Annotated in this window: 24 protein-coding genes; 17 read left to right on the top strand and 7 right to left on the bottom strand. The window is 71.2% G+C overall.

Annotated elements, in window-relative coordinates; translation table 11 throughout:
- The first annotated feature begins 88 nt into the window (after positions 1–88).
- From KALB_RS03230 to KALB_RS03195, 8 genes are all read left to right on the top strand, one after another.
- On the top strand, positions 89–331 hold the full coding sequence (locus KALB_RS03230) for a hypothetical protein (protein WP_148309331.1): 243 nt from the start codon (positions 89–91) through the stop codon (positions 329–331).
- A gap of 4 nt (positions 332–335) precedes the next feature.
- Positions 336–587 carry a hypothetical protein gene (locus KALB_RS03225; protein WP_025354287.1) on the top strand — a complete coding sequence of 84 codons (252 nt, stop codon included), beginning with the start codon at positions 336–338 and terminating at the stop codon, positions 585–587.
- Positions 588–642: 55 nt separating this feature from the next.
- Complete coding sequence (locus KALB_RS03220; protein ID WP_025354286.1) at positions 643–3426, top strand: FtsK/SpoIIIE domain-containing protein; 2784 nt, start codon at positions 643–645, stop codon at positions 3424–3426.
- Positions 3423–3800, top strand: coding sequence for a hypothetical protein (locus KALB_RS03215; RefSeq protein WP_025354285.1), 378 nt, complete (start codon positions 3423–3425; stop codon positions 3798–3800). The genes KALB_RS03220 and KALB_RS03215 overlap by 4 nt, the downstream gene beginning before the upstream one ends.
- Positions 3801–3906: 106 nt before the next feature.
- Positions 3907–4920: an NADP-dependent oxidoreductase gene (locus KALB_RS03210; RefSeq protein WP_030108333.1), complete on the top strand. Its 1014-nt coding sequence runs from the start codon at positions 3907–3909 to the stop codon at positions 4918–4920.
- Positions 4921–5143: 223 nt separating this feature from the next.
- Positions 5144–5581: a helix-turn-helix domain-containing protein gene (locus KALB_RS03205; RefSeq protein ID WP_025354283.1), complete on the top strand. Its 438-nt coding sequence runs from the start codon at positions 5144–5146 to the stop codon at positions 5579–5581.
- 32 nt (positions 5582–5613) lie between these two features.
- Positions 5614–6147: a hypothetical protein gene (locus tag KALB_RS03200; RefSeq protein ID WP_158510703.1), complete on the top strand. Its 534-nt coding sequence runs from the start codon at positions 5614–5616 to the stop codon at positions 6145–6147.
- Entirely contained in the window at positions 6144–7310 is a 1167-nt protein-coding gene (locus KALB_RS03195) for an MAB_1171c family putative transporter (RefSeq protein ID WP_025354281.1), read from the top strand. The genes KALB_RS03200 and KALB_RS03195 overlap by 4 nt, the downstream gene beginning before the upstream one ends.
- Positions 7311–7679: 369 nt before the next feature.
- Here KALB_RS03195 and KALB_RS03190 read toward each other — a convergent pair whose 3' ends face one another.
- Both KALB_RS03190 and KALB_RS03185 read right to left on the bottom strand, forming a co-directional pair.
- A complete protein-coding gene (locus KALB_RS03190) occupies positions 7680–8690 on the bottom strand; it encodes an amidohydrolase family protein (RefSeq protein WP_030108332.1) in 1011 nt (336 codons plus the stop codon).
- 10 nt (positions 8691–8700) lie between these two features.
- A complete protein-coding gene (locus KALB_RS03185) occupies positions 8701–10329 on the bottom strand; it encodes an FAD-binding oxidoreductase (RefSeq protein WP_025354279.1) in 1629 nt (542 codons plus the stop codon).
- 16 nt (positions 10330–10345) lie between these two features.
- Between KALB_RS03185 and KALB_RS03180 the strand changes: the two genes are divergently transcribed.
- The 7 genes from KALB_RS03180 to KALB_RS03150 all read left to right on the top strand — a co-directional run bounded on the left by KALB_RS03180 (position 10346) and on the right by KALB_RS03150 (position 16147).
- On the top strand, positions 10346–10939 hold the full coding sequence (locus KALB_RS03180; RefSeq protein WP_236650161.1) for a TetR/AcrR family transcriptional regulator: 594 nt from the start codon (positions 10346–10348) through the stop codon (positions 10937–10939).
- A complete protein-coding gene (locus KALB_RS03175; protein ID WP_042221589.1) occupies positions 10933–12441 on the top strand; it encodes a glycerol-3-phosphate dehydrogenase/oxidase in 1509 nt (502 codons plus the stop codon). Before KALB_RS03180 ends, KALB_RS03175 begins: the two co-directional genes overlap by 7 nt.
- 95 nt (positions 12442–12536) lie before the next feature.
- Positions 12537–13157, top strand: coding sequence for a VanZ family protein (locus KALB_RS03170; RefSeq protein ID WP_042220173.1), 621 nt, complete (start codon positions 12537–12539; stop codon positions 13155–13157).
- A gap of 105 nt (positions 13158–13262) precedes the next feature.
- On the top strand, positions 13263–13538 hold the full coding sequence (locus tag KALB_RS03165; protein ID WP_025354277.1) for a helix-turn-helix transcriptional regulator: 276 nt from the start codon (positions 13263–13265) through the stop codon (positions 13536–13538).
- A complete protein-coding gene (locus KALB_RS43610; RefSeq protein WP_025354276.1) occupies positions 13535–14065 on the top strand; it encodes a hypothetical protein in 531 nt (176 codons plus the stop codon). The genes KALB_RS03165 and KALB_RS43610 overlap by 4 nt, the downstream gene beginning before the upstream one ends.
- Complete coding sequence (locus KALB_RS03155) at positions 14022–14969, top strand: ABC transporter ATP-binding protein (RefSeq protein WP_148309330.1); 948 nt, start codon at positions 14022–14024, stop codon at positions 14967–14969. The genes KALB_RS43610 and KALB_RS03155 overlap by 44 nt, the downstream gene beginning before the upstream one ends.
- The gene (locus KALB_RS03150) at positions 14966–16147 is read left to right on the top strand and encodes an ABC transporter permease (protein ID WP_025354274.1); all 1182 of its coding nucleotides are present in this window, start codon (positions 14966–14968) and stop codon (positions 16145–16147) included. Before KALB_RS03155 ends, KALB_RS03150 begins: the two co-directional genes overlap by 4 nt.
- Positions 16148–16184: 37 nt before the next feature.
- On the opposite strand, the gene KALB_RS03145 is transcribed toward KALB_RS03150, so the two are convergent.
- Entirely contained in the window at positions 16185–17540 is a 1356-nt protein-coding gene (locus KALB_RS03145; RefSeq protein ID WP_025354273.1) for a cryptochrome/photolyase family protein, read from the bottom strand.
- A 59-nt stretch (positions 17541–17599) separates the two neighbouring features.
- Between KALB_RS03145 and KALB_RS03140 the strand changes: the two genes are divergently transcribed.
- On the top strand, positions 17600–18046 hold the full coding sequence (locus tag KALB_RS03140; protein ID WP_025354272.1) for a hypothetical protein: 447 nt from the start codon (positions 17600–17602) through the stop codon (positions 18044–18046).
- A 645-nt stretch (positions 18047–18691) separates the two neighbouring features.
- On the opposite strand, the gene KALB_RS03135 is transcribed toward KALB_RS03140, so the two are convergent.
- The 3 genes from KALB_RS03135 to KALB_RS03125 all read right to left on the bottom strand — a co-directional run bounded on the left by KALB_RS03135 (position 18692) and on the right by KALB_RS03125 (position 22183).
- Positions 18692–20008, bottom strand: a complete 1317-nt coding sequence (locus KALB_RS03135) for a citrate synthase (protein WP_042220170.1) — start codon at positions 20006–20008, stop codon at positions 18692–18694.
- A gap of 571 nt (positions 20009–20579) precedes the next feature.
- On the bottom strand, positions 20580–21521 hold the full coding sequence (locus tag KALB_RS03130) for a carbohydrate kinase family protein (RefSeq protein WP_025354270.1): 942 nt from the start codon (positions 21519–21521) through the stop codon (positions 20580–20582).
- A gap of 68 nt (positions 21522–21589) precedes the next feature.
- Positions 21590–22183: a TetR/AcrR family transcriptional regulator gene (locus KALB_RS03125; RefSeq protein ID WP_025354269.1), complete on the bottom strand. Its 594-nt coding sequence runs from the start codon at positions 22181–22183 to the stop codon at positions 21590–21592.
- Positions 22184–22310: 127 nt separating this feature from the next.
- Between KALB_RS03125 and KALB_RS03120 the strand changes: the two genes are divergently transcribed.
- Entirely contained in the window at positions 22311–23444 is a 1134-nt protein-coding gene (locus KALB_RS03120) for an acyl-CoA dehydrogenase family protein (protein WP_025354268.1), read from the top strand.
- 142 nt (positions 23445–23586) lie between these two features.
- Here KALB_RS03120 and KALB_RS03115 read toward each other — a convergent pair whose 3' ends face one another.
- On the bottom strand, positions 23587–24801 hold the full coding sequence (locus KALB_RS03115; RefSeq protein ID WP_025354267.1) for an amidohydrolase: 1215 nt from the start codon (positions 24799–24801) through the stop codon (positions 23587–23589).
- Between the last annotated feature and the right edge of the window lie 18 nt (positions 24802–24819).

The following is a 24819-nucleotide window of genomic DNA, read 5'->3' as shown; positions in this document are numbered from 1 at the left end:
AAGGCAATGCGAAGGTACTAAGTTCGATGTTGAACCGTGCACCGGAGTTGTCGAGAGGGACCAGGGGCAGATGGCGAGCGTCGAGCAGGTGAGGGGCCAGATCAGTCTGGCCAAGGAGCAGGCCGAGCGGGGCGCGCGTGCGCTGGCTGACGCGGAAACCGAGATCGGGCACGCCCAGCAGGCCTTCCAGGAGGCGGCACAGGGCAGCAGCCAGTCCGAGGCGGGCGACGTCAACAACATGTTCACCGCCGCCCTGCAGAAGATCGGTGAGGCCAGGGACGCCGTGCTGGCCGCGATGAGCAACGCGGATTCCTACGCCGGGCGGCTGTAGGTCGATGGCCTCTGTCGAGGAGGTGCGGGCCGCCCTCGAGCGGGTGCTCGAGCACCTGAGGGCGGCCTACCTGCAGGTGAGCGAGGCGCACCGCGAACTGAGCGAGGCGGTGGCGATCCTGACCGCCGCGAGCAGGACCCACCCCAGATCACTCGTGCCCCCGGAGCTGACCAAGGCGTGCGACCATGCCAAGGAGCAGCTGTCGCTGATCGCGGGCGGCATGGAGGCGGTGGAGCAGTTCTCCTGCCGGCTGTGAGCGGTGCAGAAGACAACTTGATCGAAGGGCCCGCGCGGGGCCCGTGAGGTGGGCGTTGAACAAGCGAATCGACCGCCGGCAGCGGATCTCCGAGGCGTTCGAGGTGTTCCGGAGCGCGGTGGCCGCCGCGCTCGGGGCCGCCTCAAGAGCCCATCGCAACGCCTCGGTCCAGCACGCGCGGGAGATCTTCGAGGTCGTGCTGCGCCAGGACGGGATCGACCGGGCGCTGCGGGATCCGCACTACGCGAACGTGCTGCGCAACCCGAAGTTCGCCGATGTCGTGCACCGCGCGATGGAGGACCGGGAACGGGTCTTCGCGAAGTGGACCGCCGAGGGTGCCCAGCGGCTGATCGACCTGGTCGCCGCGGTGGCGCCCGGCGCGGCCTCCGAGCCGTACGAGAACTGGCTCGGCCAGGCGGGTTCGGTCGGCCCGCGCGGGCCGATGCCGGAGCTGTGGCGGATCGGCACCGCGGTGGCCACCGGCGCCCCGCTGCCCCAACAGTTCCCGGTCGCCGTGCCGCTGCTGGACCGCGCGCACCTGGCCATCGCCGCCACCCCGCCCAGCCGCGCGCTGGCGGAGAACCTGGTGGAATCGCTGCTGCTGCGGGTGCTCAGCTACTTCCAGCCGGGGCTCGTGCACGTGCACGTGTGGGACGTCGGCCAGCTCACCGGCTCGCTGCCGGGGCTGTACCCGCTGACCCGCGCCGGGCTGCTGACCGTGCACGACCCGGCGCGGCCCGCCGAACTGCTCGACGAGCTGGCCGAGCACATCCGCAAGGTGCACACCAGCGTGCTGGTGGACGGGCACGTGTCCCTGCGCTCGCTGGAGGAGGACTCCGGCGGGCGCACCGAGCCGTGGCGGATCGCGGTGCTGTTCGGCAACGGCGAGCCGCTGCCCGAGGAGCAGCTGCACAAGTTGCAGCGCATCGCCCGCAACGGCCTGGCCTGCGGGGTGCAGCTGGTGCTGGTGGACTGCCCGATCTCGGTGAACAGCCCGGTGGAGACGGTGCTGCTGGAGGACGACCTCACCGGCACCACCACGATGACCGGCCCGCACGCGACCTTCCGGGTGGACCCGCCGTTGCCGCGCGAGCTGGTGCCCAGGGCCTGCGCGGTGATCGCCGGTGCACTGGAGGAGCGGCGCAGCCGGGTGTGCACCTTCGAGGAACTGCTGCCGAGCAGGCTGTGGGCGGCGCGGTCCTCCTCCGGGGTGCAGAGCCCGATCGGGCACCGGGACGGGGTCCCGGTCGCGGTGACCATCGGGGACAGCTCCCCGCACGTGCTGATCGGCGGACCGAGCGGCTCCGGCAAGACGAACTTCCTGTACGCCATGCTCGGCGGGCTGGCCGCGCGCTACTCCCCCGACGAGCTGGAGCTGTACCTGCTGGACTTCAAGGAGGGCGTGTCCTTCGCGCAGTTCGCGCCGGGCCGCAAGGACCCGACCTGGCTGCCCAACGCCCGGCTGGTCGGCGTGAACGTCAACCAGGACAGGGAGTTCGGCGTGGCGCTGCTGCGCTTCCTCGCCGAGGAGATGCGGCGCAGGGCGGACGCGGCCAAGCGGCACGAGGTCACCAAGCTGGAGGAGCTGCGCGCCGAGGACCCGGAGGGGCGCTGGCCGCGCATCGTCGCGGTGGTGGACGAGTTCCAGTACCTGTTCGCGGACAAGGACGCGGTGACCCGGGAAGCGGTTGCCCTGCTGGAGGACGTGGCCCGGCGTGGCCGCTCACAGGGCATCCACCTGGTGCTGTCCAGCCAGGACGTGTCCAGCATCGAGGCGTTCTGGGGCAAGCCGGCGATCTTCGAGCAGTTCACCGTGCGCATCGCGCTGCCCAAGGCGCGGCGGGTGCTGGCCGACGGCAACACCGAGGCGATCGAGCTGCCGCGCTGGCACGCGATCGTCAACCACGAGTCGGGTGTCAAGCAGGGCAACGAGATCGCGCGGGTTCCCGACGCCACCGCGCGCGGCACGATGGACGCGGTGCAGGCCAGGCTGTTCGAGCTCAAGCCGGAGTGGCTGCCCGAGCCGAGGCTGTTCGACGGCAGCCGGGTGCCGGTGCTCGAGGAGCTGCCGGGCTTCCTTCAGCTGCGCCCCGGGGAGAACCGGGCGCCGAAGGTGTTGCTGGGCAAGGTGATCGACGTCGAGGACCACGCGGCGAGCGTGTCGCTGGCCAGGGCTCCCGGCCGCAACCTCGCGGTGTTCGGCTCGGCGCTGGTGGAGAACGCCAGCGTGCTGCGCGCCGCCGCGCTCTCGCTGGCTCGCCAGCACGAACCGGGTCAGGCCCTGTTCACGGTGGCCCCGCTGATCGACGACGCGCGGCCCTTCGCCGCGGACCTGGTGGCCCGGCTGACCGCCGAGGGCCACGAGGTGTCGGTGGTGGACCTGGACGGCATCCGGGAGCGGCTGGGCGAGGTGGCCGCCGGGCTGACCGCCCGGCTGACCGGGGCGGTGAGCGATCAGCCGAGGCCGCACTACGTGGTGGTGTACGCGATGGACGCGGCCAACGCCCTGTTGGAGGCCAAGGACCCCAAGACGCTCCAGTCCGGTGTGGACGGTCTGCGGCAGGTGATCAAGCACGGCCCGGAGAACCGCACGCACCTGATCGGCTGGTGGCGCAGCCCGGCCCGGCTCAAGAGCGTGCTGATGATGGGCGCCTCGGCCGACGACATCGGTTCCTGGGTGGCCTTCGACGTGCAGGGCCAGGACCTGACCAGCTTCGCGCCCGGTCAGCTGATCACCTGGTCCCCCCGGCCAAGGCGTGGGCTGTTCTTCGACCGGTTCGAGCACTCCCGCCCGCAGGTGGTCATCCCGTTCCAGGTACCAGGAGAGGACCAGCCGTGAGCGATCCGATCAGCGCCACCGAGCGGTACAAGGAGATCGCGGGCTGGCTGGACGAGGCGGTCGGCCGCCTGCGCGAGCAGGACCGGGAGAAGGTCGCCGAGCTGACCGCCCGCCTGCCGGAGACCCAGCGGCTGGTGGACGAGGCGGCGGCCAGGGAGCGGGCCACCAGGGCCGGGGTGCGCACGCACTGGGAGGCCGTGGTGGAGGACCTGTTCCACGAGCGGTGGATGGCGATGACCCCGCTGCCAAGGCCGAACGAGTCGGTGCCCCAGCACGAGCTGAACTACTACGACGCCGAGGTCGGGCGCACCTACGAGGAGCTGGTCGAGGCCATGCGCAAGCGCTCGATCATCCCGCGCCGCCGGGGTGAGTGACCGGGCGCACACACTGCGCGGGAACACCTACTGGCGGTAAGTGTGTTCTGACAGGTGGAACACATTTGCGGAACTAATCAGTCTCGAAAGTACTGGAGGCAGGGCCATGGCAGTGCAGTCCTCGGAGATCCGGCTCGCGGCGCGACCGCACGGCTGGCCCACGGCGGAGACCTTCACGCTGGCCGAGGTCAGCCTGCCCGACCCGGAGCCGGGCCAACTGGTGGTCCGCAACCTGTTCATGAGCGTGGACCCGTACATGCGCGGCCGGATGAACGACGTCAAGTCCTACGTGCCCCCGTTCCAGGTGGGCAAGGCCCTGGAGGGCGGCGCGGTGGGCGAGGTCGTCACCTCCACCGTCGAGGAGTTCAAGCCCGGTGACGTGGTGCTGCACGGGCTCGGCTGGCGCGACACCGCCGTGGTGGCCGCCAAGCACGTGGTCAAGGTGGACCCGGACCTGGCCCCGCTGGGCGCGTACCTGGGCGTGCTGGGCATGCCCGGCCTGACCGCCTACGCCGGGCTGCTGGAGGTGGCCGAGTTCAAGCCCGGTGACGTCGTGTTCGTCTCCGGGGCGGCGGGCGCGGTCGGCCAGATCGTGGGGCAGCTGGCCAAGCTCAAGGGCGCGGCCAAGGTGATCGGCAGCGCGGGCAGCGCCGAGAAGGTCGCCTACCTGACCGAGGAGCTGGGCTTCGACGCGGCGTTCAACTACAAGGACGGCCCGGTGCTGGAGCAGCTCCAGGCCGCCGCCCCCGAGGGCATCGACGTGTACTTCGACAACGTGGGCGGCGAGCACCTGGAGGCCGCCATCGCCACGCTGAACGTGCACGGCCGCGTCGCGGTCTGCGGCATGATCTCGGTCTACAACGCCACCGAGGCCACCCCGGCCCCGCGCAACCTGCCGCTGATCATCGCCAAGCGGCTGACCATCCGCGGTCTGCTGGTGAGCGACCACTCGCACCTGAAGGACGAGTTCGTGGCCGATGTGGCCCCGCTGATCGCCAGCGGGCAGCTGCGCTACAGCGAGACCGTGGTGGACGGGCTGGCCAACGCGCCCGAGGCGTTCCTGGGCATGTTGCGCGGCGAGAACACCGGCAAGATGCTGGTGAAGATCAACGAGCGCTGAGACGCCGTGTGGGGGTGCCGCCCGGACCGGGCGGCACCCACCACACATACGGCGCCGGGCGTGAGCGTACGTACCCCTCGAACGCATCTCCGGACCTCGGTCGGGATCCGAGGTCAACCGCCCGGCGACCCCCCTACCGTGCTGTCAACCACTGGTTGAGTAGCGTACCTGAGTCTAGACTCTGCATGACCAATGTTGTCAACCTGCGGTTGAGGTGCGCGAGATGTCCGAGAGCGAAGGGCAGTCTGTGCTGGCTGGGCGGCTGAACCGGCTGTTCGAGGACATCCGGCCGGAGGGCCGGTCCGGCCGGCGGTGGACCAACGACGAGGTCGCGGCGGCGATCAAGAAGTCCGAGCCGGACATCAGGGTGAGCGGGGCCTACCTGTCCGCCCTGCGCACCGGGGCCAAGCGGCGGCCGTCCACCGAACTGCTGGTGGCGCTGGCCCGCTTCTTCGGCGTGCCGCTGGACTACTTCGTCAACGAGGCGGTGGCCGCGCAGGCCGACGCCGAGCTGGAGCTGGCCAAGGTCGCGGGCAACCTGGGCGTGCGGCAGCTGGCGCTGCGCGCGCTGGAGCTGTCCCCGGAGGGCCTGGCCGCGGTCACGAAGATCATCGACCAGGTCCTCGCGCTGGACGGCAAGCCGCCGACGCCGAAGAAATGACCCATGTGGTCGTGTCGACCTGGCAGGAAAAGGTGGTAGGCAGTGGCGCCATGGGCATGAAGCGGCTGCGCCAGCACTGCGCCGCGCTGGTCAACGAGGTCGACGTCCCCGACCCGTTCGACGTGCGCGAGCTGTGCGCGCGCCTGGGCGCGGCGCGTGGCAAGCCGATCCACCTGCTGCCGCAGGCCATGCCCGCGGGCGGCCCGTGCGGGCTGTGGGTGTCCACGGACAACGCCGAGTACATCGTCTACGAGGAGCGCACCAGCGCCCCGCACCGCGAGCACATCATCCTGCACGAGATCGGGCACCTGCTGTCCGACCACGGGGCCGTGCCGGTGCCCGGTGAGGACTCCACCCGGATGGTGTTCCCCTCGCTGGACCCGCAGACGGTGCAGCGGGTGCTGAGCAGGACGCACTACACGGCGGTGGAGGAGCGGCAGGCCGAGCTGATCGCCTCCCTGCTGCTGGAGCGGGTGAGCAGGCGGGCGCCGGAGTCGCGCTGGACGGTCTCCCGCGAGGACGCGGGGGCGGTCGAGCGGATCAGGCGCTCCCTCGGCAACACGTGAACTCTGTGCTCTACCCGCTGTGCGCGGCGGTCGCCTGGCTGGCCCTGATCTACAAGTTCCCCGCGCTGCGCGTGCGGCCCAGGGACCACGCGGTGCACGCACTGGCCGCCGCGTTCGCCTTCCTCGGGCTGAGCTTCACCATCTCCACGCCCGTGGTGTGGGCCTGGATCGACGCGCTGACCGGGGTCACCAACCTGTCCACCCTGCTGTCCCAGGGCTTCGTGATCGCCTTCGTGGCCGCCGAACAGGTGCTGCTGGTGCTGTGGGCCTTCCCGCCGCACCGGGCCTGGCCCAAGGCACGCAGGCGGTTGACCTGGGTCGGGGTGGTGCTGGCGGCCATGGTCGCGCTGTTCCTGGCCGCCGACACCACCGAGGAGCGCACCACCGACTTCGTCGTGCACTACGCGGGCCAGCCCTACTACGCCACCTACCTGCTGGTGTACGTCACCGCGTTCACGGCAGGCCAGCTGGAGGTGTCCGTGCTGTGCCTGCGCTACGCCAGGGCGGTCGGCACCCCGTGGCTGCGCCGCGGGCTGCTCATCGCCGGTTCAGGGGCCGTACTGGGCCTGTTCTACTGCGCCGCGCGCTACGCCGACGTGGCGCTCACCCCGCTGGGCCTGGACCCGGCCCGCTGGGAGTTCGTGGCCCGCCTCGGCGCCGGGCTGGGCGCCCTGCTCAACCTGGTCGGCTGGACCCTCCCCGGCTGGGGGCCCGCGCTGGGCTGGATCGGTCGGCTGCGCAGCTACCGGCGGCTGCACCCGCTCTGGTCGGCGCTCTACGCCGCCAGCCCGCAGATCGCCCTGGACCCGCCCGGGAGCCGGTTCACCCTGGCCGACAGCGGGTTCCGGCTGTACCGGCGGGTGATCGAGATCCGCGACGGCAGGCTCGCACTGCACCAGCACATGAACCCGGCCGTCGCCGAGGTGGCCGCCCGGCACGGGGCCGCGGCCGGACTGTCCGGCGACCAGCTGCGGGCCGCCGTGGAGGCCGCCCAACTCGCCGTGGCCCTGCGCGCGAAGACCAGTGGCGCGGCCCCGGTGGTCACCGGCGAGGTGGACTACCCCGGCGGCGAGGACCTCGCCGGGGAGATCGCCTGGCTGATCCGGGTCAGCACCGCCTTCGCCGCGTCCCCCGTCGTCCAAGCAACCCTAGCCGAGCTCTGACCCCGGGCTGGGAGGCGCGAGTCCCGGGCTGGGGAGGGTGAGTCCCGGGCTGGGGAGGGCGAATCCCGGCTTGACGCAAGCAAGTCCCGGGCTGGGGAGGGCGAGTCCCTGCCAGGCGCACGCGAGTCCCGTTCGCCAGCCCGCGAGTCCCGCTCTGGGGAGGGCGAATCCCTGCCAGGCGCACGCGAGTCCCGGGCTGGGGAGCGCGAATCCCGCTCACCAGCCCGCGAGTCCCGGCTTGACGCAAGCAAGTCCCGCTCTGCGGAGGGCGAATCCCGGCCACCGCCGCCCGAATCCCGGCCACCGCGCTCGCCTTGGCTGGCTGCTCGTCCCCGCAGGCCGCCGCCTGGCACCACGACGCCTGACGGCTCAGGCCACCACGCGGCCCCGGTGCACCACCAGCGTGCGCACGGGCCGCTCGGTGGCCGCGGCCACCACGGTGCTGCTGGGCAGCACAACGAGATCGGCGCGGTCGCCCTCCACCAGGCCGCGGCCGGGGTCCCGCTCGCCGAGCACGGCCGCACCACCCCGGCTGGCCGCGTCCACGCACATCTCCACCAGGTTGTCGGTGGTGTAGCCGACCCGGTCGGCCAGCCGCCACGCCCGCTCCAGCAGGTCCGCACCGCCGCCGAGACCAACCCGGACCCCGGCCTGGCGCAGTTCGCGCAGCGGCAGCGACTCGTCCACCCCGATGACGCCAACCTCGTTCTCCGCCAACTGGTCGAGCAGTCGCCCACGAGGCACTTCGTCCACTGTGGACAGAGCAGTGCAGCGGCTCACCGCGACCCGCCCGCCCAGGCCGAGCGCCGCGGTCCGCTCGCAGACCAGCTCCAGCTCGAAAAGGCCCAGCTCACCGGGATCGGTCAGCACCAGGTCAACCCCGCGCTGGTACTTCTCCGCGAGGCCGAACACGATGTCCAAGTGCCGCACGGGATCCCGGTCGACACCGGCCGGATTGACCCCGCCGACCACGTCGGCGCCAGCGGCCAGCGCGGCGTCCAACCGGTCCAGGCCGTCCTCCTCGCGCAGCACTCCGTTGACCGGCGAGGCGACGACCTGCACCTCGGCCAGCCCGGAAACCTCGTCACGGGCCGACAAAGCAGCCCGCACCCGGTCCAGCGGCACGTGCCAGCGGATCAGCGTGGCGCCCGCGGACACGGCGGCCCGCAGGTCCTCGACGGAGTCCAGGCGGGCGTGCGCGTCGGTGAACGCTGGCAGCAGCACGCCACCCCGGCCGTCCACCTGCTCGGCCCCGGGCGGACAGGTCAGGTTCGGTGCCATGGCAAGGATCTCGCCGTCCCGGCAGTGCACGTCGAGCGGCGGGGTGTCCGCGGTGCTCGGCCACGGTCGGACGGATCGGATCAGCAGTTCGCTGTTCACCACAAGGAGGTTAACCCTTCGGTGGCACCGGCAACAGCTTTCCGGGGTTCAGCACACCCGTCGGATCCAGTTCGCGTTTCACCGATTCGATCACTCGCACCCCCAGTTCGCCCACCTCACCGGGCAGGTAAGGGGCGTGGTCGGTGCCCACGGCGTGGTGGTGGCTGATCGTGCCCAATGGGGCAATCGCGCGACACGCGGCCGACTTCGCGGTCTGCCACTGGCCGATCGGGTCCTCGGTGGCGCGTGGCACCAACACCGTGAAATACAAAGACGCGCCAGTCTCGTAGGCATGCGAGACGTGGCACATCACCACGGCTCCGGGCAGGCTGCGCAGCAGTGCCCCGCGCACGGCCGACCGCAGGGTGCTCAGCTGCGACCAGTGCGTGGCCGTCTCCAGCGTCTCCACGCACACACCCGCGTCCAGCAGGGCGTCCCGCTGGCGCGGCCCGTTGTAGCGGCCGTGCCGCCACGCCTCACCCAGCACCTTGCCCAGCCGCACCGGTTTGTGCGCCCGCAGCACGCGCAGGGTCGCCGCCCTGCGGGCAGCCAACTCGGCCGCGGAGTTGGCCTCCCAGCCCAGGATCAGCAGGCACGGGTCGGTGACGCGCCGTGCCCGCAGGTAGCCCGTCAGCGCCTGGGACTTCAGCCCACCGGTCAGCGCCAGCGAGATCTCCGTCTCCTCGGCGTCGGACAGGCGGGTGACGTCGGCCAGAACCCGTTGCTGCGCCAGGTCGCGCACCGCCTCGTGCCCGCGGTCCCAGCCGTCCAGGAACACGCCCTCGTAGCGGCGATGGGTGGGCGCGCGCCGCACCCGCAGCGTCACCTCGCTGATCACGCCGAAGGCGCCTTCGCTGCCGACGACCAGGTCCTTCAGCCCGGGGCCCGCCGCAGTGGCCGGTGCCACGCCCAGCTTGAGCTCGCCGACCGGGGTGGCCAGGCGCAGGCCCTCCACCATGTCCTCGAACCGGCCGTAGCCGGAGGAGGCCTGCCCGGCCGAGCGGGTCGCGGCGAAACCGCCGATGGTGGCCCGCTCGAAGGACTGCGGGAAGTGGCCGAGGGTGAACCCGTGCGCGGCGAGCAGGCGCTCGGCCTCCGGTGCGCGCACCCCCGCCTGCAACACCGCCAACCGGGACACCGGGTCCACGCTGACCAACCTGTTGAGCCGCACCAGGTCCAGCGCGATCACCGCGGGCTTGTCCCCGCGCAGCGCGGACACACCGCCGACCACGGACGTGCCGCCACCGAAGGGCACCACGCCGACGTTGTGCTCGGCGCAGGCCTTGAGCACGGCGAGGACCTCGTCCGGATCGGCGGGCAGCACCACGGCGTCCGGCACCGCGAGCTGGCCGCACCCCCTGTGCCGCAACAGGTCCACATAGGACAGACCGCCCGCGCGACCCAGCCTGGCGGTGCGGTCCAGCAGCACGTGCTCCTCGCCGACCACCGCGACGAGGTCCGCGCGCGCGGCCTCTCCCAGTTCGGGCTCGGGCACCACGAGCACCGAGTCCGGCGCCACCGGCGTGGGGTGCTCGGACAGCCCGGTGCGGGTCCTGAGCCAGCGCAGCGCGTGCGCGGGCAGCTTGCCGCCCTCCAGGGTCCAGCCGCCGCGCAGGGTGTGATCGATGCCGGGGTTCATTGCTACAGTGTTACACATGCCGTCTCAACGTCACAGCACGCGCGTGGAGGACGAGGTCCTGCTCGACGCGGTGCGCGCCTGCGTGCTCGCCCTCGGCGTGCGGCGCACCACGCTGACCGACGTGGCGCGGCGGGCCGGGGTCAGCCGGATGACGCTCTACCGCCGGTTCCCCGACGTGCGCAGCCTCATGGCGGCGCTGATGACCAGGGAGTTCGGCGGGCTGCTCAGCCAGTTCGAGCAGGGCCCGACCGCACGCCACCAGCTGGTCGACGGGGTGGTCAACACGGTGCGGCGGCTGATCGCCAACCCGCTGCTGAGCACGGTGCTGGACCTGGACCCGGAACTGCTGCTGCCCTACGTGGTGCAGCGGCTGGGCAGCACCCAACAGCTGGCCGAACAGGTGCTGCTCGCGCAGATCCGCGCGGGCCACGAGGACGGCTCGGTCCGGGCGGGCAAGCCGTCCGTGCAGGCCAGGGCACTGTTGCTGGCCGTCCAGTCGTTCGTGCTGTCCAGCCGGGCCGCCACCGCCGACGTGCCCGAGGAGGACCTGCTCGCGGAGTTGGCGGAGCTGGTGGACGGGGCGCTGCGCCCACGCGGGGAGGAATCGTGAACAGCTCGCTCAACGCCCGGCGGCGCACCGCCGAACTGGCCGAGGTCGCCGCCGGACAGGTGGTGGACGTGCTCGTGGTCGGCGGCGGGGTCACCGGGGCGGGTGCCGCGCTGGACGCCGCCGCGCGCGGGCTGTCGGTGTGCCTGGTCGAGGCGCACGACCTGGCCTTCGGCACCTCGCGCTGGTCCAGCAAGCTGGTGCACGGCGGGCTGCGCTACCTGGCCAAGGGCGAGGTGGGCCTGGCCTACGAGAGCGCCGTGGAGCGCGGCATCCTGATGACCAGGACGGCGCCGCACCTGGTGCGCACCTTGCCGCAGCTCATCCCGGTGCACGGTCGTGCTAATACCTTGGTGCACGCCGGGTTGCACGCCGGTGACCTGCTGCGCAGGGCCGCCCGCACGCCGAGTTCGGTGCTGCCGGGGCCGCGCCGCGTGTCGGCCGCCGAGGCGCTGGCCCTGGCCCCCGGCCTGCGGCGCGAGGGGCTCACCGGCGGCCTGCTGTCCTTCGACGGCCAACTGGTCGACGACGCGCGCCTGGTGGTGGCGCTGGCCAGGACGGCGGCCGGGCTGGGCGCGAAGGTGCTGACCCGGGTCCGCGCGACCGCGCTGGCCGGGGATGGCGCGCTGGTCCGCGAGGAACTGACCGGCGTGGAGTTCGAGATAAAAGCACGAGCGGTCGTGAACTCGACCGGGGTGTGGGCGGGGCAGCTCGTGCCCTCGGTGCGGCTCACCCCGTCGCGCGGCTCGCACCTGGTGCTGCGCGCCGACACCGTCGGACTCGGCGGCACCGCGCTGACCGTGCCGATCCCCGGCGAGAGCAACCGGTTCGCCCTGCTGCTGCCGCAGTCGGACGGACGGGTCTACCTGGGGCTGACCGACGAGCCGGTGCAGGGCCCGCTTCCTGACGTGCCCGAGGTTCCGCAGTCCGATGTGGACTTCCTGCTCGACGTGGGTTCCTCCGTGCTGCAACGAAAGCTCACCGAGCAGGACGTGATCGGCGCCTACGCGGGTCTGCGGCCGCTGATCGAGTTGCCGGGGGCCAAGGCGGATGGCCGCAGCGCCGACCTGTCGCGCAAGCACGCGGTGCTGGAGTCGGCCGAGGGCGTGATCACGGTGGTCGGCGGCAAGCTCACCACGTACCGGCGGATGGCCGCCGACGCCGTGGACGCGGCGGTGCGCCGCAGCGGCCTGCCCGCGGGCCCTTCGCGGACGACACGCCTGCCGCTGGTCGGTGCCGCCCCGCACCACGCACTGTCCGCAGTGGACGCCCCACAGCGGCTCGTCGCCAGGTACGGCAGGGAGGCCACCGAGGTCGCCGCGCTGGGGATGCCCGAACTGGTCAGCGAATCGACCGGCACGACGGCGGCCGAGGTGGTGTGGGCGCTGCGGCACGAGGGCGCGCTGGACGCCGAGGACGTGCTGGACCGGCGCACCAGGATCGGCCTGTCGCCGAACGATCGTGCGGCGGCGCTGCCCGCCGTGCGGGCCCTGGTCGGGGACTAGTACCGGGGGTCATCGGCCGATCGGCCGATGCCGGGTGTGCGGCGGGACCGTTCGACCGAGGTCGGGGCGGGGTCGGCGTTCCTAGTGTCGAGAACATGACGAACGCACAGATCACCGCACTCACCACGGGCCTGCTCGCCTTCGCGGCGATCTGGGCGGTCATGCTGTTCCCGCTGATGGCGCGGCACCGCTCCCGCTACGGCCAGGTGAGCCCGGCTCGCCTGTGCAGCACCGCCTCCGTGACGCTGTACGCGTGCCTGGGGGTGGCGGTCGTGCTGCTGCCGCTACCCGGTCCGAACACCCCGCGCCTGGAGCAGGCCGTGCAGCTGGTGCCGTTCCAGTGGGTCGCCGACATCCAGGAGGAACTGGCCAAGCACGGCCTGTCGGCGGCGCACGCGCTGAGCACGCAGACCTTCACGCAGATGCTGATGAACATCGCGCTGTTCGCCCCGCTGGGCCTGTTCGCCAGGGTGCTGTGGCGGCGCGGGCTGCTCGGCGCGACCGCGCTGGGCTTCGGGGTCTCGCTGCTGGTGGAGATCACCCAGCTGACCGCGAACTTCGGCACCGCCCCGTTCGCCTACCGGATCTTCGATGTGGACGACCTGATCACCAACACGGTGGGCGCCTCAGCGGGCTGGCTGGCCGGGGCACTGGTCCTGCGCGCACTGCACTCGGCCCGCCCCGCACTGCCCGCGAGGGAGTACGCCCACGCCTAGACCTGCGCCAGTCAGAACGGGGCCACCGGCTGTGACAGCCGGTGGCCCTGTGGCGTTCATCGAAACACCTTGCCGAGTCGTTGGGTTTTTGCAACACTTCGTTCCGTGAGCCCAGTACGAAGAGGCAAGGAGCTGCCGATCCACAACCGGCTCCAGGTGCTGCGGGTGGAGCGCGGGCTCACCAGGGTGCAACTGGCCGAGGCCGTCGAGGTGAACCCGCAGACGATCGGCGCGCTGGAGCGCGGCGACCACTACCCCAGCCTGGACCTCGCGTTCCGCATCTGCGAGGTGTTCGGGCTGCCGGTGGAGGCGGTGTTCAGCCGCACGCCGTTCCAGCCCCTGTCCACTCAGGTGTACGGGCAGTCCAAGGGGGAGTCGTGAATCGCGTCTACGAACGCTGGCTGGACAGACGCGCCAGCCAACCGGCCTGGCACGAGGGGCTGTTCCCTGGCTGGCGCACCCGGTCACGACGTAGGGCGTTGGTAGTCACATGGGTGGTGGGCTGCCTCGTGTGCCTGGCGGCCGGTCCGCTCGCCGCGACCTTCAGCGAGCTGCTGAGCTACTGGCTGGCGATCGTCGCGGCCATGTGCCTGCTGCACCTGCTCCTCAAGGCGGTGACCAGCGATGCCGCCGAACGCCCGCGCCAACTGCTGGACGAACGAGAACTCGCGTTGCGTGGCCGGTATGGCTACGTTGGGTTCCGCGTCGCCTGCTGGAGCCTCGTCGCGGTCGCGCTCGTGCCCACGGTGACCCCTCTGGGTCACCTGGGCTTCGGCACCTACAGCCTGGCCATGCCCCTGCTCCTGCTGTCGACGGGCACACCCACCGCACTGTTGGCCTGGCACTTGCCCGATGAGGACCCCGATGACGTGGAATTCACTACAGGAGAGGAAGACAGCCGTGGCTGAGGGGGTGCTGGAGATCGACCGGATCTCCAAGCGCTACGGGGACGTGGTCGCACTGCGCGACATGACCTTCGACGTACGTGCCGGTGAACTCTTCGGGTTCGTCGGCAGCAACGGAGCCGGCAAGACGACGACGATGCGCATCGCGCTCGGGGTGCTGGCCGCCGACTCGGGTGAGGTCCGCTGGTCGGGCAGGCCCGTGGACCTGGAGATCCGCAGGCACATCGGGTACATGCCCGAGGAGCGCGGGCTCTACCCGAAGATGAAGGCGCGCGACCAGCTGGTGTACCTCGCCGAGCTGCACGGTCTGTCCACTTCGGACGCCCAGCGCGCGGCGGACTCCTGGCTGGACCGGCTCGGCCTGACCGCGCGGCGCGACGAGGAGGTGCAGAAGCTCAGCCTGGGCAACCAGCAGCGCGTGCAGCTGGCCGCCGCGCTGGTGCACGACCCGGCCGTGCTCGTGCTCGACGAGCCGTTCTCCGGACTGGACCCGGTGGCCGTGGACGTGATGAGCGAGGTGCTGCGGGAGAAGGCGGCCAGCGGGGTGCCCGTGGTGTTCTCCAGCCACCAGCTGGACCTCGTGGAACGGCTCTGCGACCGGGTCGGAATCATCCGAAGTGGACAGATGGTCGCCTGCGGCGGGGTCGGCGAGCTGCGCGAGTCCGGGCCGCTGCGGCTGACCGTGGACGCGCCGCGGGCCCAGCCGGGCTGGACCGCGGGGCTGGCCGGGGTCAGCGAGGTCGGGGTGCACGGCACCGTGACCACCGTGGAGCTGGCGGAGGGGGCCGACGACCAGGAGGTGCTGGCGGCGGCGCTGAGGACCGGCCCGGTGCGGGAGTTCTCCCGGCTGCGGCCCACGCTGACCGAGCTGTACCGCAACGTCGTGTCCCAGGAGAAGGCATCATGACCACGCTCAGCCCCACGCGCACGGTCGGCCTGGTGGCGCGGCGCGAGTTCACCACCCGCGTGCGCAGCAAGGCCTTCGTGCTCAGCACACTGTTGATCATCGGCCTGCTCGCCGGGTACGTGCTGTTGTTCAGTTTCATCGGCAAGTCCAGCGCCATCAAGGTCGGGCTGGCCGGCCAGTCCACCGGCATCTCCGCCCCGCTGACCGCGATCACCGGCAAGCTGGGCAAGGAGGTGCAGACCAGCACCGTCAACGACCAGAACGACGGCGAGCAGCAGGTCCGCAGCGGCAAGCTGGACGTGCTCGTGTCCGGCGCGCTGGACGCGCCGAAGGTCACCGTCAAGTCCTCTTTGGACCCCGCGCTGCAACAGGCGCTGACCGAACTCGTTCGCCAGCAGGCGATCCAGGGTGCGCTGGCGCAGAACGGGCTCAAGCCCAACGTGCTGGACGCGGCGCAGAGCGTCACCGTGCGGCCGAAGGTGCTCGAACCCGAGGACCCCGAGCAGGGGCAGAAGACGGTGCTGGCCTACATCGTGGGCATGGTGCTGTTCATCTCCATCCAGACCTTCGGCGTGGCCGTGGCCCAGGGCGTGGTTGAGGAGAAGTCCAGCCGGGTGGTGGAGATCCTGCTGGCGACCATCCGGCCGTGGCAGTTGTTGCTGGGCAAGGTGATCGGCATCGGCGCCTCGGGGCTGATCCAGGTGCTCGCGATCGGCGTGGCCGGGGTCGCGCTGGGCAGGGCCAGCGGCATGTTGACGCTGACCGACTTCGCCGTCGGTGCGGTGGCCAGCGCGGTGGGCTGGTACCTGGTCGGCTTCTTCCTCTACGCGGTGCTGCTCGCGGCGGCCGGGTCGCTGGTCTCCCGCCAGGAGGAGCTCCAGTCGGTGATCACACCGGTGACCCTGTTGCCAGTACTGGGTTTTGTGGTCGGCATCAACCTGACCCTGCGCAACCCCGCCGACCCCATCAGCGCCGTGCTGTCGATGGTGCCGTTCTTCACCCCGACGCTGATGCCCGCCCGCATCGCACTGGGAGTGGCGCCGCTGTGGCAGGTCGTGCTGGCCCTCGTGCTCGCGGTGGGCTGCATCGCCCTGTTCACCTGGCTCGGCGGCAAGGTGTACGGCAATGCCGTGCTGCGCACGGGTTCCCGGGTCAAGCTCCGGGACGCGCTGCGCTGAGGGCGGGGGCCGGTCCACGAGGGGAGGACCGGCCCCATCAGCCCTTGACCGCCGAGTAGCGCGCCAGCGAGACCTGCCGCTCGTGCGCGTGGTCCACGATCGGCGCGGGATAGCCCTGCGGCGGTCCGGCGGGCAGCTCCCACGGCCGGTGCGCGCGCTTTCCTTGCACCCCAGCGAGTTCGGGCACGTACCGGCGCACGTAGGCCCCGTCTGGATCGAACTTCTCGCCCTGCGTCACCGGGTTGAAGATCCGGAAGTACGGGGCCGCGTCCGTGCCGCACCCGGCCACCCACTGCCAGTTGTGCTGGTTGGAGGCGAGGTCGCCGTCCACCAGGTGGCGCATGAAGTGCCGTGCCCCCAACCACCACGGCACGTGCAGGTCCTTGACCAGGAAACTGGCCACGATCATCCGCACCCGGTTGTGCATCCAGCCCTCGGCCAGCAGCTGGCGCATGCCCGCGTCCACGATCGGGTAGCCGGTACGGCCCGCGCACCAGTCCGCGAACCGCCGGTCGGCCTCCTTGCCGGTGTCGTGCTCCATCCTGTCGAAGCGCTCGTCGTAGTTGCGCCGCGCCGTCTCCGGCCGGTGCCACAGCACGTCCGCGTAGAACTCGCGCCAGGCCAGTTCGGAGCGGAACACCTGCGAGCCCTCGCTGCGCTTGGGCGCGAGGTCGGCCAGCAGGGTGCGCGGGTGCACGCAGCCCCACCGCAGGTAGGCCGCCATCCAGCTGGTGCCAGCCCGGTCGGGCCGGTCCCGGTCGGTGGCGTAGTCGGGCAGCGGCCCGTCCAGGAAGTCCCGCCACGCGTCGAGCGCGGCCCGCTCCCCGGCCGCCACCACGTCCTTGTCCACGCGCAGCTCGGGGATCTTCACTTGGTCGAGTGAACGCGGGTCCACCCACTTGGCCGTGTCCGGCCCGGTGTCGGCGGGGCGCCGCCAGCCGTGCTCCAGCCACGCCTTGCGGAACGGGGTGAACACCCGGTACGGCGTGCCGTCCCCCTTGCGGACCCGGCCCGGGGTCACCGCATACGGCGAGCCGGTCCGCACGAAGTCGATGTCCCCCAACGCTTTCCGCACTCGCTCGTCGCGCGCCCGACCGTACGGGGCCGTGTCGGCGGAGACGTGCACGCTGCCCGCCCCGATCTCGGCGGCCACCTCCGGCACCACCTTCGCCGGGTCCCCGTGCCGCACCAGCAGCCGCCCGCCGATGGCCTCGTCCAGCTCGCGCAGGCAGCCGTACAGGAAGACCCGCCTCGGCTCGCCCGCGGGCTTGAGCAGCGCCTCGTCCAGCACGAACAGGGCCAGCACGCGCGGGGACTCGGCGGCGGCCAGCAGGGCGGCGTGGTCGGACAGGCGCAGGTCGCGGCGGAACCAGAGCACTGACGGCGGGGTCATGGAATTCGACGCTACGGTGATCAGGCACGGCCCGCACAACGGGGAGGTGGCTCAAAAAGGTGGTGGCGCTGTCCAACCGGCGCACGCGGTACACCGCGTCCCCGATCGGCCTGGTGCTCGGCTTGTTCGGCACTCTGGTGAGCGCGGCCTTCACGTACCTGATCACGGTGCGGAACGGCTCGTTCTACCTGGACCCGCACAGCACGGTCGAGCGGTTCACCGACCTCGCCCGGATCGGCGGCTTCCCCGTGCCCCAGTGGCCGCTCGTGGTCCTCGCACCCGCCCTGCCGGTGCTCGCGCTGATCGCCGTGCCGCTGTGCAGCCTGTCCGCGGCCCGCAGCGTGGGCCCGCGCCTGATGACCCGCCCCCGGCTCGCCTGCACCGCCGCCTTCACCGCCGTGACCCTGCTGGGCCTGCTCACCACCCCGTTCGGCCCCGCCCTCACCCCCTGGCTGGGCCCCGCCCTGATCAGCGTGGCCCTCGCCTACCCCCACCGCGAGGACTAACCCGCCGCGAGTCCCGCCCACAGGCCCACGAGTCCCGCCCAGGGTTCGGCGAGTCCCGCTCTCTGGCGCACGAGTCCCGCCCACCTCACTCCCCCACCCCGCGCCCCGCGTCTTCGCGCCGGTCCCGCGTCTTCGCGCCGGTCTCTGGACCGCCGGCTCAGTTCGGCCGCGTCTTTTCAGCGGGCGAACTGAGACAAGGGAAGAGACCGGACCCAAGCGAGGACGCCGCGCCCCGGAGGGGCGCCAAGAGCGAAGCGGGCACAGCCGTCCCCAGCCGACACCCACGCCCGCTCGGGAGAGCCCGCATCAGTCCAGCGGGCGACCCGAGCAACAACCCACGAAAACGGGACTCACCCACCCCAGAACGGGACTCACCCACCGGAGCGCGGGACTCACGCCCCTCAGACCGGGACTCGCGCGCAGGAGCGCGGGACACACCGTCCTGTGAACGGGACTCGCGTGCAGGAGACCGGGACTCGCGCACCAGTAAGCGGGACTCACGCCCCCAGACCGGGACTCGCGCACTGGAGGCCGGGACTCGCGGGTGTGGGGCGTGCCGAACCCTGGACACGGGTCCGCCCCGGGATGCTGCCGTTGGCGGTCGGCAGGCCCGGGGCGGTGATCAGTAACGGTTCAGCGATCGATTCAGCGTTCGTCGATGGCGACGAAGTCCCGCGAGGCGGGGCCGACGTAGAGCTGACGCGGACGGCCGATCTTGGTGGCCGGGTCCTTCATCATCTCGCGCCAGTGCGCGATCCAGCCGGGCAGCCTGCCCAGCGCGAACAGCACGGTGAACATCCGGGTGGGGAAGCCCATCGCGCGGTAGATCAGGCCGGTGTAGAAGTCGACGTTGGGGTACAGCTTGCGCTCGACGAAGTAGTCGTCGGCCAGCGCCGTCTCCTCCAGCTTCTTGGCGATGTCCAGCAGCTGGTCGTCGCCGCCCAGCTTGCCGAGGATCTCGTCGGCGGTCTTCTTGATGATCGCCGCGCGCGGGTCGTAGTTCTTGTAGACCCGGTGCCCGAAGCCCATCAGGCGGACGCCGTCCTCCTTGTTCTTCACCTTGCGCACGAAGGCCTCGACGTCACCGCCCTCCTGGCGGATCTTCTCCAGCATCTCCAGCACCGCGCTGTTGGCGCCGCCGTGCAGCGGGCCGAACAGGGCGTTGATGCCCGCGGAGATGCTGGCGAACAGGTTCGCCTCCGAGGAGCCGACCAGCCGGACCGTGGAGGTGGAGCAGTTCTGCTCGTGGTCGGCGTGCAGGATGAACAGCAGGTCCAGCGCGCGGACCAGGTCCGGGTCCAGGTCGTAGGGCTCGGCGGGGAAGCCGAAGGTCATCCGCAGGAAGTTCTCCACCAGGCCGAGCGAGTTGTCCGGGTAGAGGAACGGCTGGCCGACCGACTTCTTGTAGGCGTAGGCCGCTATCGTCGGCAGCTTGGCCAGCAGGCGGATGGTGGACATCTCGACCTGGTGGTCGTCGAACGGGTTCAGGCTGTCCTGGTAGAAGGTCGACAGTGCGGACACCGCCGAGGACAGCACGGGCATGGGGTGTGCGTCGCGCGGGAAGCCGTCGAAGAACCGCTTGAGGTCCTCGTGCAGCAGGGTGTGCCTGCTGATCTTCTGGCTGAAGTCCTCCACCTGTGCCTGCGTCGGCAGCTCGCCGTAGATCAGCAGGTAGGAGACCTCGATGAAGTTCGACCGCTCGGCCAACTGCTCGATCGGATATCCGCGGTAACGCAGAATTCCTGCGTCACCGTCGATGTAGGTGATCGAGGAGGAGCAGGAGGCCGTGTTCACGAAACCGGGATCGAGGGTTACCATCCCGGTTTTCGCAAGCAGTTTCCCGAGATCTATGCCGGGTGCGCCCTCAGTGGGGACGGACACCTGCATCTCGTGCTCTCCGCCCTCATGGCGCAGCGCGACGGTACGGGGTGAAGAATTCGGCGCAGTCGTCGCGTCGGGCATTAATGTCCCTCTCACGCTCGGACGGGGCGCCGCTAGGCTCGTGAAGCCGAGTGGATCACGCGAGCACACGGAACCGGGGTTACCGCACCGCAGCACCGCCCCGTTGGGGTCCTGTCGGCTGCCACGCTAGTGGCCAGTCGGCCCCGCGCACAGCGCGGCGTGCGTGCTACCGCGTGCGATGGGACAGGTATCACACCATGTCGAGGCCGCTTCGCCCCCGGCGGCTGACCCGATCAGGTGGTCACCGTGGCGTGCGCCACCACGCGGACGCCACGCCGATCCACCCCTATCGACCCCACAGCCGCACGGTCACCCTCAGGTTCAGCCGATCAGCCCAACACACTGGTCCGTTCTCGTGCATCTTGAAGCACCCGAAAGGGTTACCGATGCGTCAGGTAGCCGAAGATCCACACCATCGGGCAACCCCAAACACGAATGCACAACGTAATTTTGAGCCACGGCCGTAAACGAAGGATTTTCGCTCACAACGCGGAGGTTCGAAATGATCGTGCTCGGATTGGGACTCGGCGTCTCCCTCGGCACCTGGTGGTGGCACCACCACTGCTGGTGATCAGGCTTCACCCCGGACCAATTCAGCGGCATAGGGAGGTTCGGCCCCAGCCCTGGACACGGTGATTGCGGCCGCGGCCCCGGCATACGCCAGGGCCGCGCGCCATTGTTCGGCATTCAGCTCGCGCACCGCCCGCGCCGAGAGCGCGCCGTGCTGGTGCAGCCAGGCCAGCACCGCGCCCTGCACGGTGTCGCCCGCCCCGATGGTGTCGGCCACGGTGACCCGCACCGGCGGCACCTCCACCAGCTCACCCTGTCCGGTGAGCGCGGCCAGCCCCTCGCCGCCCCTGGTGAGCACGATCGCAGCCGGACCCGCCTGCTGCCAGGCCCGCAGGTGCGGCAGCACGTCGGCGTCCTCGTCCAGGCCCGCCAGCCAGCGGGCGTCCTCCACGGACACCTTGAGCAGCCCCACGTGCGGCAGCCAGGTCTGGAAACGCTTGCGGTACGCCTCGGCGTCGGGGATCAGCACGGGCCGCACGTTGGGGTCCAGTGCGGTGAGCAGCCCGCGCGCGGACTCCCGGCGCAGCACCGACTCGTACGCGCTGGCGCCCGGTTCCAGCACCATCGACAGCGTGCCGAAGGACAGGGCGGCGGCCTCGGCGGGCAGCGGCCCGGGGTCGGCGACCAGCCGGTCGGCGGTGCCCTCGACGTAGAAGCCATACCGGGCCGAGCCGTCAGCGGCCAGGGTCACCACGGCCAGCGTGGTCGGCTCGGGACCGCGCTGCACCAGGCCCAGGCCCACCCCGGACTCGGTCAGCCGCTCGACCAGGGCATCGCCGAAGGCGTCGGTGGAGATCCGGGACAGGAAGGACACCGGCACGCCGAGCCTGCCCGCCGCGATGGCCACGTTGTACGGACCGCCGCCCAGGCGCGGCAGCAGCGCGCCGTCACCGGTCCCGGACGGCACCAGGTCGACCAGGCCCTCACCAGCCACCACGATCACGAGCTACTCCCTCGTCAACGTTGTCATCCGGCCACTCGACCGCGACGGTCGGGACATTGAACCTGGTCTCAGCGCTTGGGCGCCAGCCCGCTGAGCAGGAACCGGGACAGGGCCGCAAACGCTTCCGCGTCCGAGAGCCCGGTTCGCTTGGCGATCGTGCCCAGGTGGATGTTCTCGATGGTGAGACCGACCATTTCGGACACCAGCGCGACGTGCACGTCCTGGAACTCGCCCAGCCGCACGCCCTCCGCGATCAGCTCGCGGATCCGCGCGGCGGCGGCCCTGGCGTTGAGCTCGTAGGTGGCGCGGGCGGGCGGGAAGGCGGCGATGTCGGCGATGAACTCGCGGGTGGCCGGGCGCAGCTCGTCGGCGGCGGCGGTCAGGTAGCCGCCGATGCGCTCACGCACGTCGGGCAGGTCGGCGATGCGCTGCTCGATGCGTGCCGTGGCCTTCTTGAAGAAGTGGCCGACCACCTGCACCGACAGCTGTTCCTTGCTGGGGGCCAGCGCGTACAGGGTGGACTTGGAGCAGCGCAGCCGGGCGGCCAGTTCGTCCAGGGTGAAGGTGGCGAAGCCCTCGGCGAGGAACAGCTCCTCCAGCCGGTCGAGCAGCTCAGCCTGGCGGGCCGTGGGCGGTCGGCGGACGGAACGCTCACTCAGCACCTGAGCAGGTAACCACACCGCACCCGGGCTGCGGTATGACTCCCGGCACGAAAAAGTAGTACTGGAGTACGTCCCAGAGTACTGTTTTCCGTACCGAACCCGCCCCTGCCAGCCCCAGGAGCACACGATGCCCGCCGAGCGGATGCTGCCCACCACCGAGGCCGAGGACCTGTTGTCGCTGGTCAGGGAGATCTGCCAGCAAGAGCTCGCGCCGCACGCCTCGAACTGGGAGGCGGAGTCCCGCTTCCCGCGCGAGGCGTTCCGAGTACTGGGCAAGAGCGGGCTGCTCGGGCTGCCCTACCCGGAGCGGTGGGGCGGTGGCGAACAGCCCTACGAGGTGTACCTCCAGGTGCTGGAGGAGATCGCCGCGAGCTGGCTGACCGTGGCCGAGGGCATGTCGGTGCACGTGATGTCCTGCTACGCGCTGGCCACCTTCGGCACCGAGCAGCAGCGGGAGAGCTGGCTACCGGACATGATCGGCGGGGAGCTGCTCGGGGCCTACGCCCTGTCCGAGCCGCAGGCGGGTTCCGACCCGGCGGGCATGACCACCCGTGCCGTGCGCGAGGGCGAGGACTACGTGGTCAACGGCACCAAGGCGTGGATCACGCACGCCGGGGTCGCCGACTTCTACACGATGATGACCAAGACCGGCGAGGACGAGGTCTCCTGCCTGCTCGTGCCCGGGAACAGCGAGGGCCTGTCCGCGGCCCCGCGCGAGCGCACCATGGGGCTGACCAGCTCACCGGTGGCGCAGCTGCGGCTGGAGGGGCTGCGCGTGCCGGTCGGCAGGCGGATCGGCGAGGAGGGCAGCGGTCTGCGCATCGCGCTGTCCGCGCTGGACTCCGGCCGGCTGGGCATCGCGGCCTGCGCCGTGGGTCTGGCCCAGGCCGCGCTGGACGAGGCCGTGCGCTATGCCAAGGAGCGCAAGCAGTTCGGCAAGCCGATCATCCAGTTCCAGGGCATGGAGTTCCTGCTGGCGGACATGGCCGCGGCCGTGGAGTCCGCGCGGGCCACCTACCTGGAGGCGGCCCGCCGCCGGGACCGCGGGCTGCCGTTCAGCAGGCAGGCCTCGATCGCCAAGCTGGTGGCGACCGACGCCGCGATGAAGGTGACCACCGACGCCGTGCAGGTGCTGGGCGGCGCGGGCTACACGCGGGACTTCCCGGTGGAGCGGTACATGCGCGAGGCCAAGGTGTTGCAGATCTTCGAGGGCACCAACCAGATCCAGCGCATGGTCATCGCGCGCCAGCTCGCCCGCTGAGGCGTACCGGAAGCGCAAACACACCGCACGGGAACGTCCGACACGCGGTACGCGAAGCGCCGACACGCGCTGTCCCCCGCGTGTCGGCGCTTCCGATACCGCGTGTCGGCGCTTCCGGTACGGCGTGTTTGCGCTCCGTGGGTCAGCGGTCGCGGTGGTACGGGTTCGCGGTGACGCCCTCGCCGGTGTGCTCGTCGTAGGTGTAGACCTCGCGCCCGCCGATCCACACACGCAGGGCGCGGGACATGACGTTGAGAGGATCATCGCTCCAGAGCACGATGTCCGCGTCCAGGCCGGGCTTGAGGGCGCCGACCCGGTCGTCCAGGCCCATGATGCGGGCGGGGTTGCTGGTGATCGCCTTCAGCGCGGTCTCGCTGTCCAGGCCCTCCTTGACCGCCAGGGTCGCCTGGTGCACCAGGAAGTGGATCGGCACCACCGGGTGGTCGGTCATGATCGCCAGGTCCACCCCGGCCCTGGCCAGGATGCCGGGGTTGCGCAGCGAGCGGTGCCGCAGCTCCACCTTGGACCGGCTGGTGAACAGCGGCCCGATGATCACCGGGTGGCCGCGCTCGGCGATCAGGTCGGCGAGCAGGTGCGCCTCGGTGCCGTGGTTGATCACCAGCCGGTAGCCGAACTCCTCGGCCAGCCGCATGGCGGTGGCGATGTCGTCGGCGCGGTGGGTGTGCTGGCACCAGGGCAGCTCGCCGTCGAGCACCCGGACCAGCACCTCCAGCGTGGGGTCCCGGTCGAACGGCTTGTTCTCCGCCGCCGCGTGCTCGCGCTTGGCCTTGTAGTCCTGGGCCTTGGTGAAGGCGTCGCGGATGATCGCGGCCACGCCCTGGCGGGTGGACGGGGTCTTGTCCTTGTTGCCGTACACCCGCTTGGGGTTCTCGCCCAGCGCGCTCTTCACGCTGACCGGCTCGCGCAGCAGCATCTCGTCCACGGTGCGGCCCCAGCACTTGACCGCGACGGTCTGCCCACCGATGGGGTTGCCGGAACCAGGCTTGATCACCACCGTGGTCACCCCGCCGGACAGGGCGTCGGCGAAGGCCAGGTCCGCCGGGTTGATCGCGTCCAGGGCACGCAGCCGGGCCCCGTTGGGGTCGGTCATCTCGTTGGTGTCCTCGCCCGCCCAGCCCTCGGCCTCCTCGCACACCCCCAGGTGTCCGTGCGACTCGACGAAGCCGGGCAGCACCCAGGACCCGGCCGCGTCCACGACCTCGGCGTCCTCGGGCACGTCCACGTCGGCGTCCGGGCCGACCGCGATGATCCTGCCCTCGGAGATCAGCACCGTTCCGCCGTCGATGGGATCGCCCTCGACCGGAACCACGTATCCACCTGTGATGGCCAGCGTCATGGTTCGCAACGCTAAAGG

The organism is Kutzneria viridogrisea DSM 43870, from assembly GCF_000525635.1.
In the GTDB taxonomy this organism is placed as follows: domain Bacteria; phylum Actinomycetota; class Actinomycetes; order Mycobacteriales; family Pseudonocardiaceae; genus Kutzneria; species Kutzneria viridogrisea.
This window is presented reverse-complemented; position numbering and strand designations above follow the sequence as displayed.

Bases quoted from the DNA above. Each gene is read 5' to 3' on its own strand.
- KALB_RS03185 (WP_025354279.1), bottom strand. From the start codon at position 10,329: ATGAACCCCGGCATCGATCACACCCTGCGCGGCGGCTGGACCCTGGAG.
- KALB_RS03205 (WP_025354283.1), top strand. From the start codon at position 5,144: ATGTCCGAGAGCGAAGGGCAGTCTGTGCTGGCTGGGCGGCTGAACCGG.
- KALB_RS03155 (WP_148309330.1), top strand. From the start codon at position 14,022: ATGACGTGGAATTCACTACAGGAGAGGAAGACAGCCGTGGCTGAGGGG.
- KALB_RS03170 (WP_042220173.1), top strand. From the start codon at position 12,537: ATGACGAACGCACAGATCACCGCACTCACCACGGGCCTGCTCGCCTTC.
- KALB_RS03225 (WP_025354287.1), top strand. From the start codon at position 336: ATGGCCTCTGTCGAGGAGGTGCGGGCCGCCCTCGAGCGGGTGCTCGAG.
- KALB_RS03115 (WP_025354267.1), bottom strand. From the start codon at position 24,801: ATGACGCTGGCCATCACAGGTGGATACGTGGTTCCGGTCGAGGGCGAT.
- KALB_RS03150 (WP_025354274.1), top strand. From the start codon at position 14,966: ATGACCACGCTCAGCCCCACGCGCACGGTCGGCCTGGTGGCGCGGCGC.
- KALB_RS03210 (WP_030108333.1), top strand. From the start codon at position 3,907: ATGGCAGTGCAGTCCTCGGAGATCCGGCTCGCGGCGCGACCGCACGGC.
- KALB_RS03180 (WP_236650161.1), top strand. From the start codon at position 10,346: ATGCCGTCTCAACGTCACAGCACGCGCGTGGAGGACGAGGTCCTGCTC.
- KALB_RS03135 (WP_042220170.1), bottom strand. From the start codon at position 20,008: ATGCCCGACGCGACGACTGCGCCGAATTCTTCACCCCGTACCGTCGCG.
- KALB_RS03145 (WP_025354273.1), bottom strand. From the start codon at position 17,540: ATGACCCCGCCGTCAGTGCTCTGGTTCCGCCGCGACCTGCGCCTGTCC.
- KALB_RS03120 (WP_025354268.1), top strand. From the start codon at position 22,311: ATGCCCGCCGAGCGGATGCTGCCCACCACCGAGGCCGAGGACCTGTTG.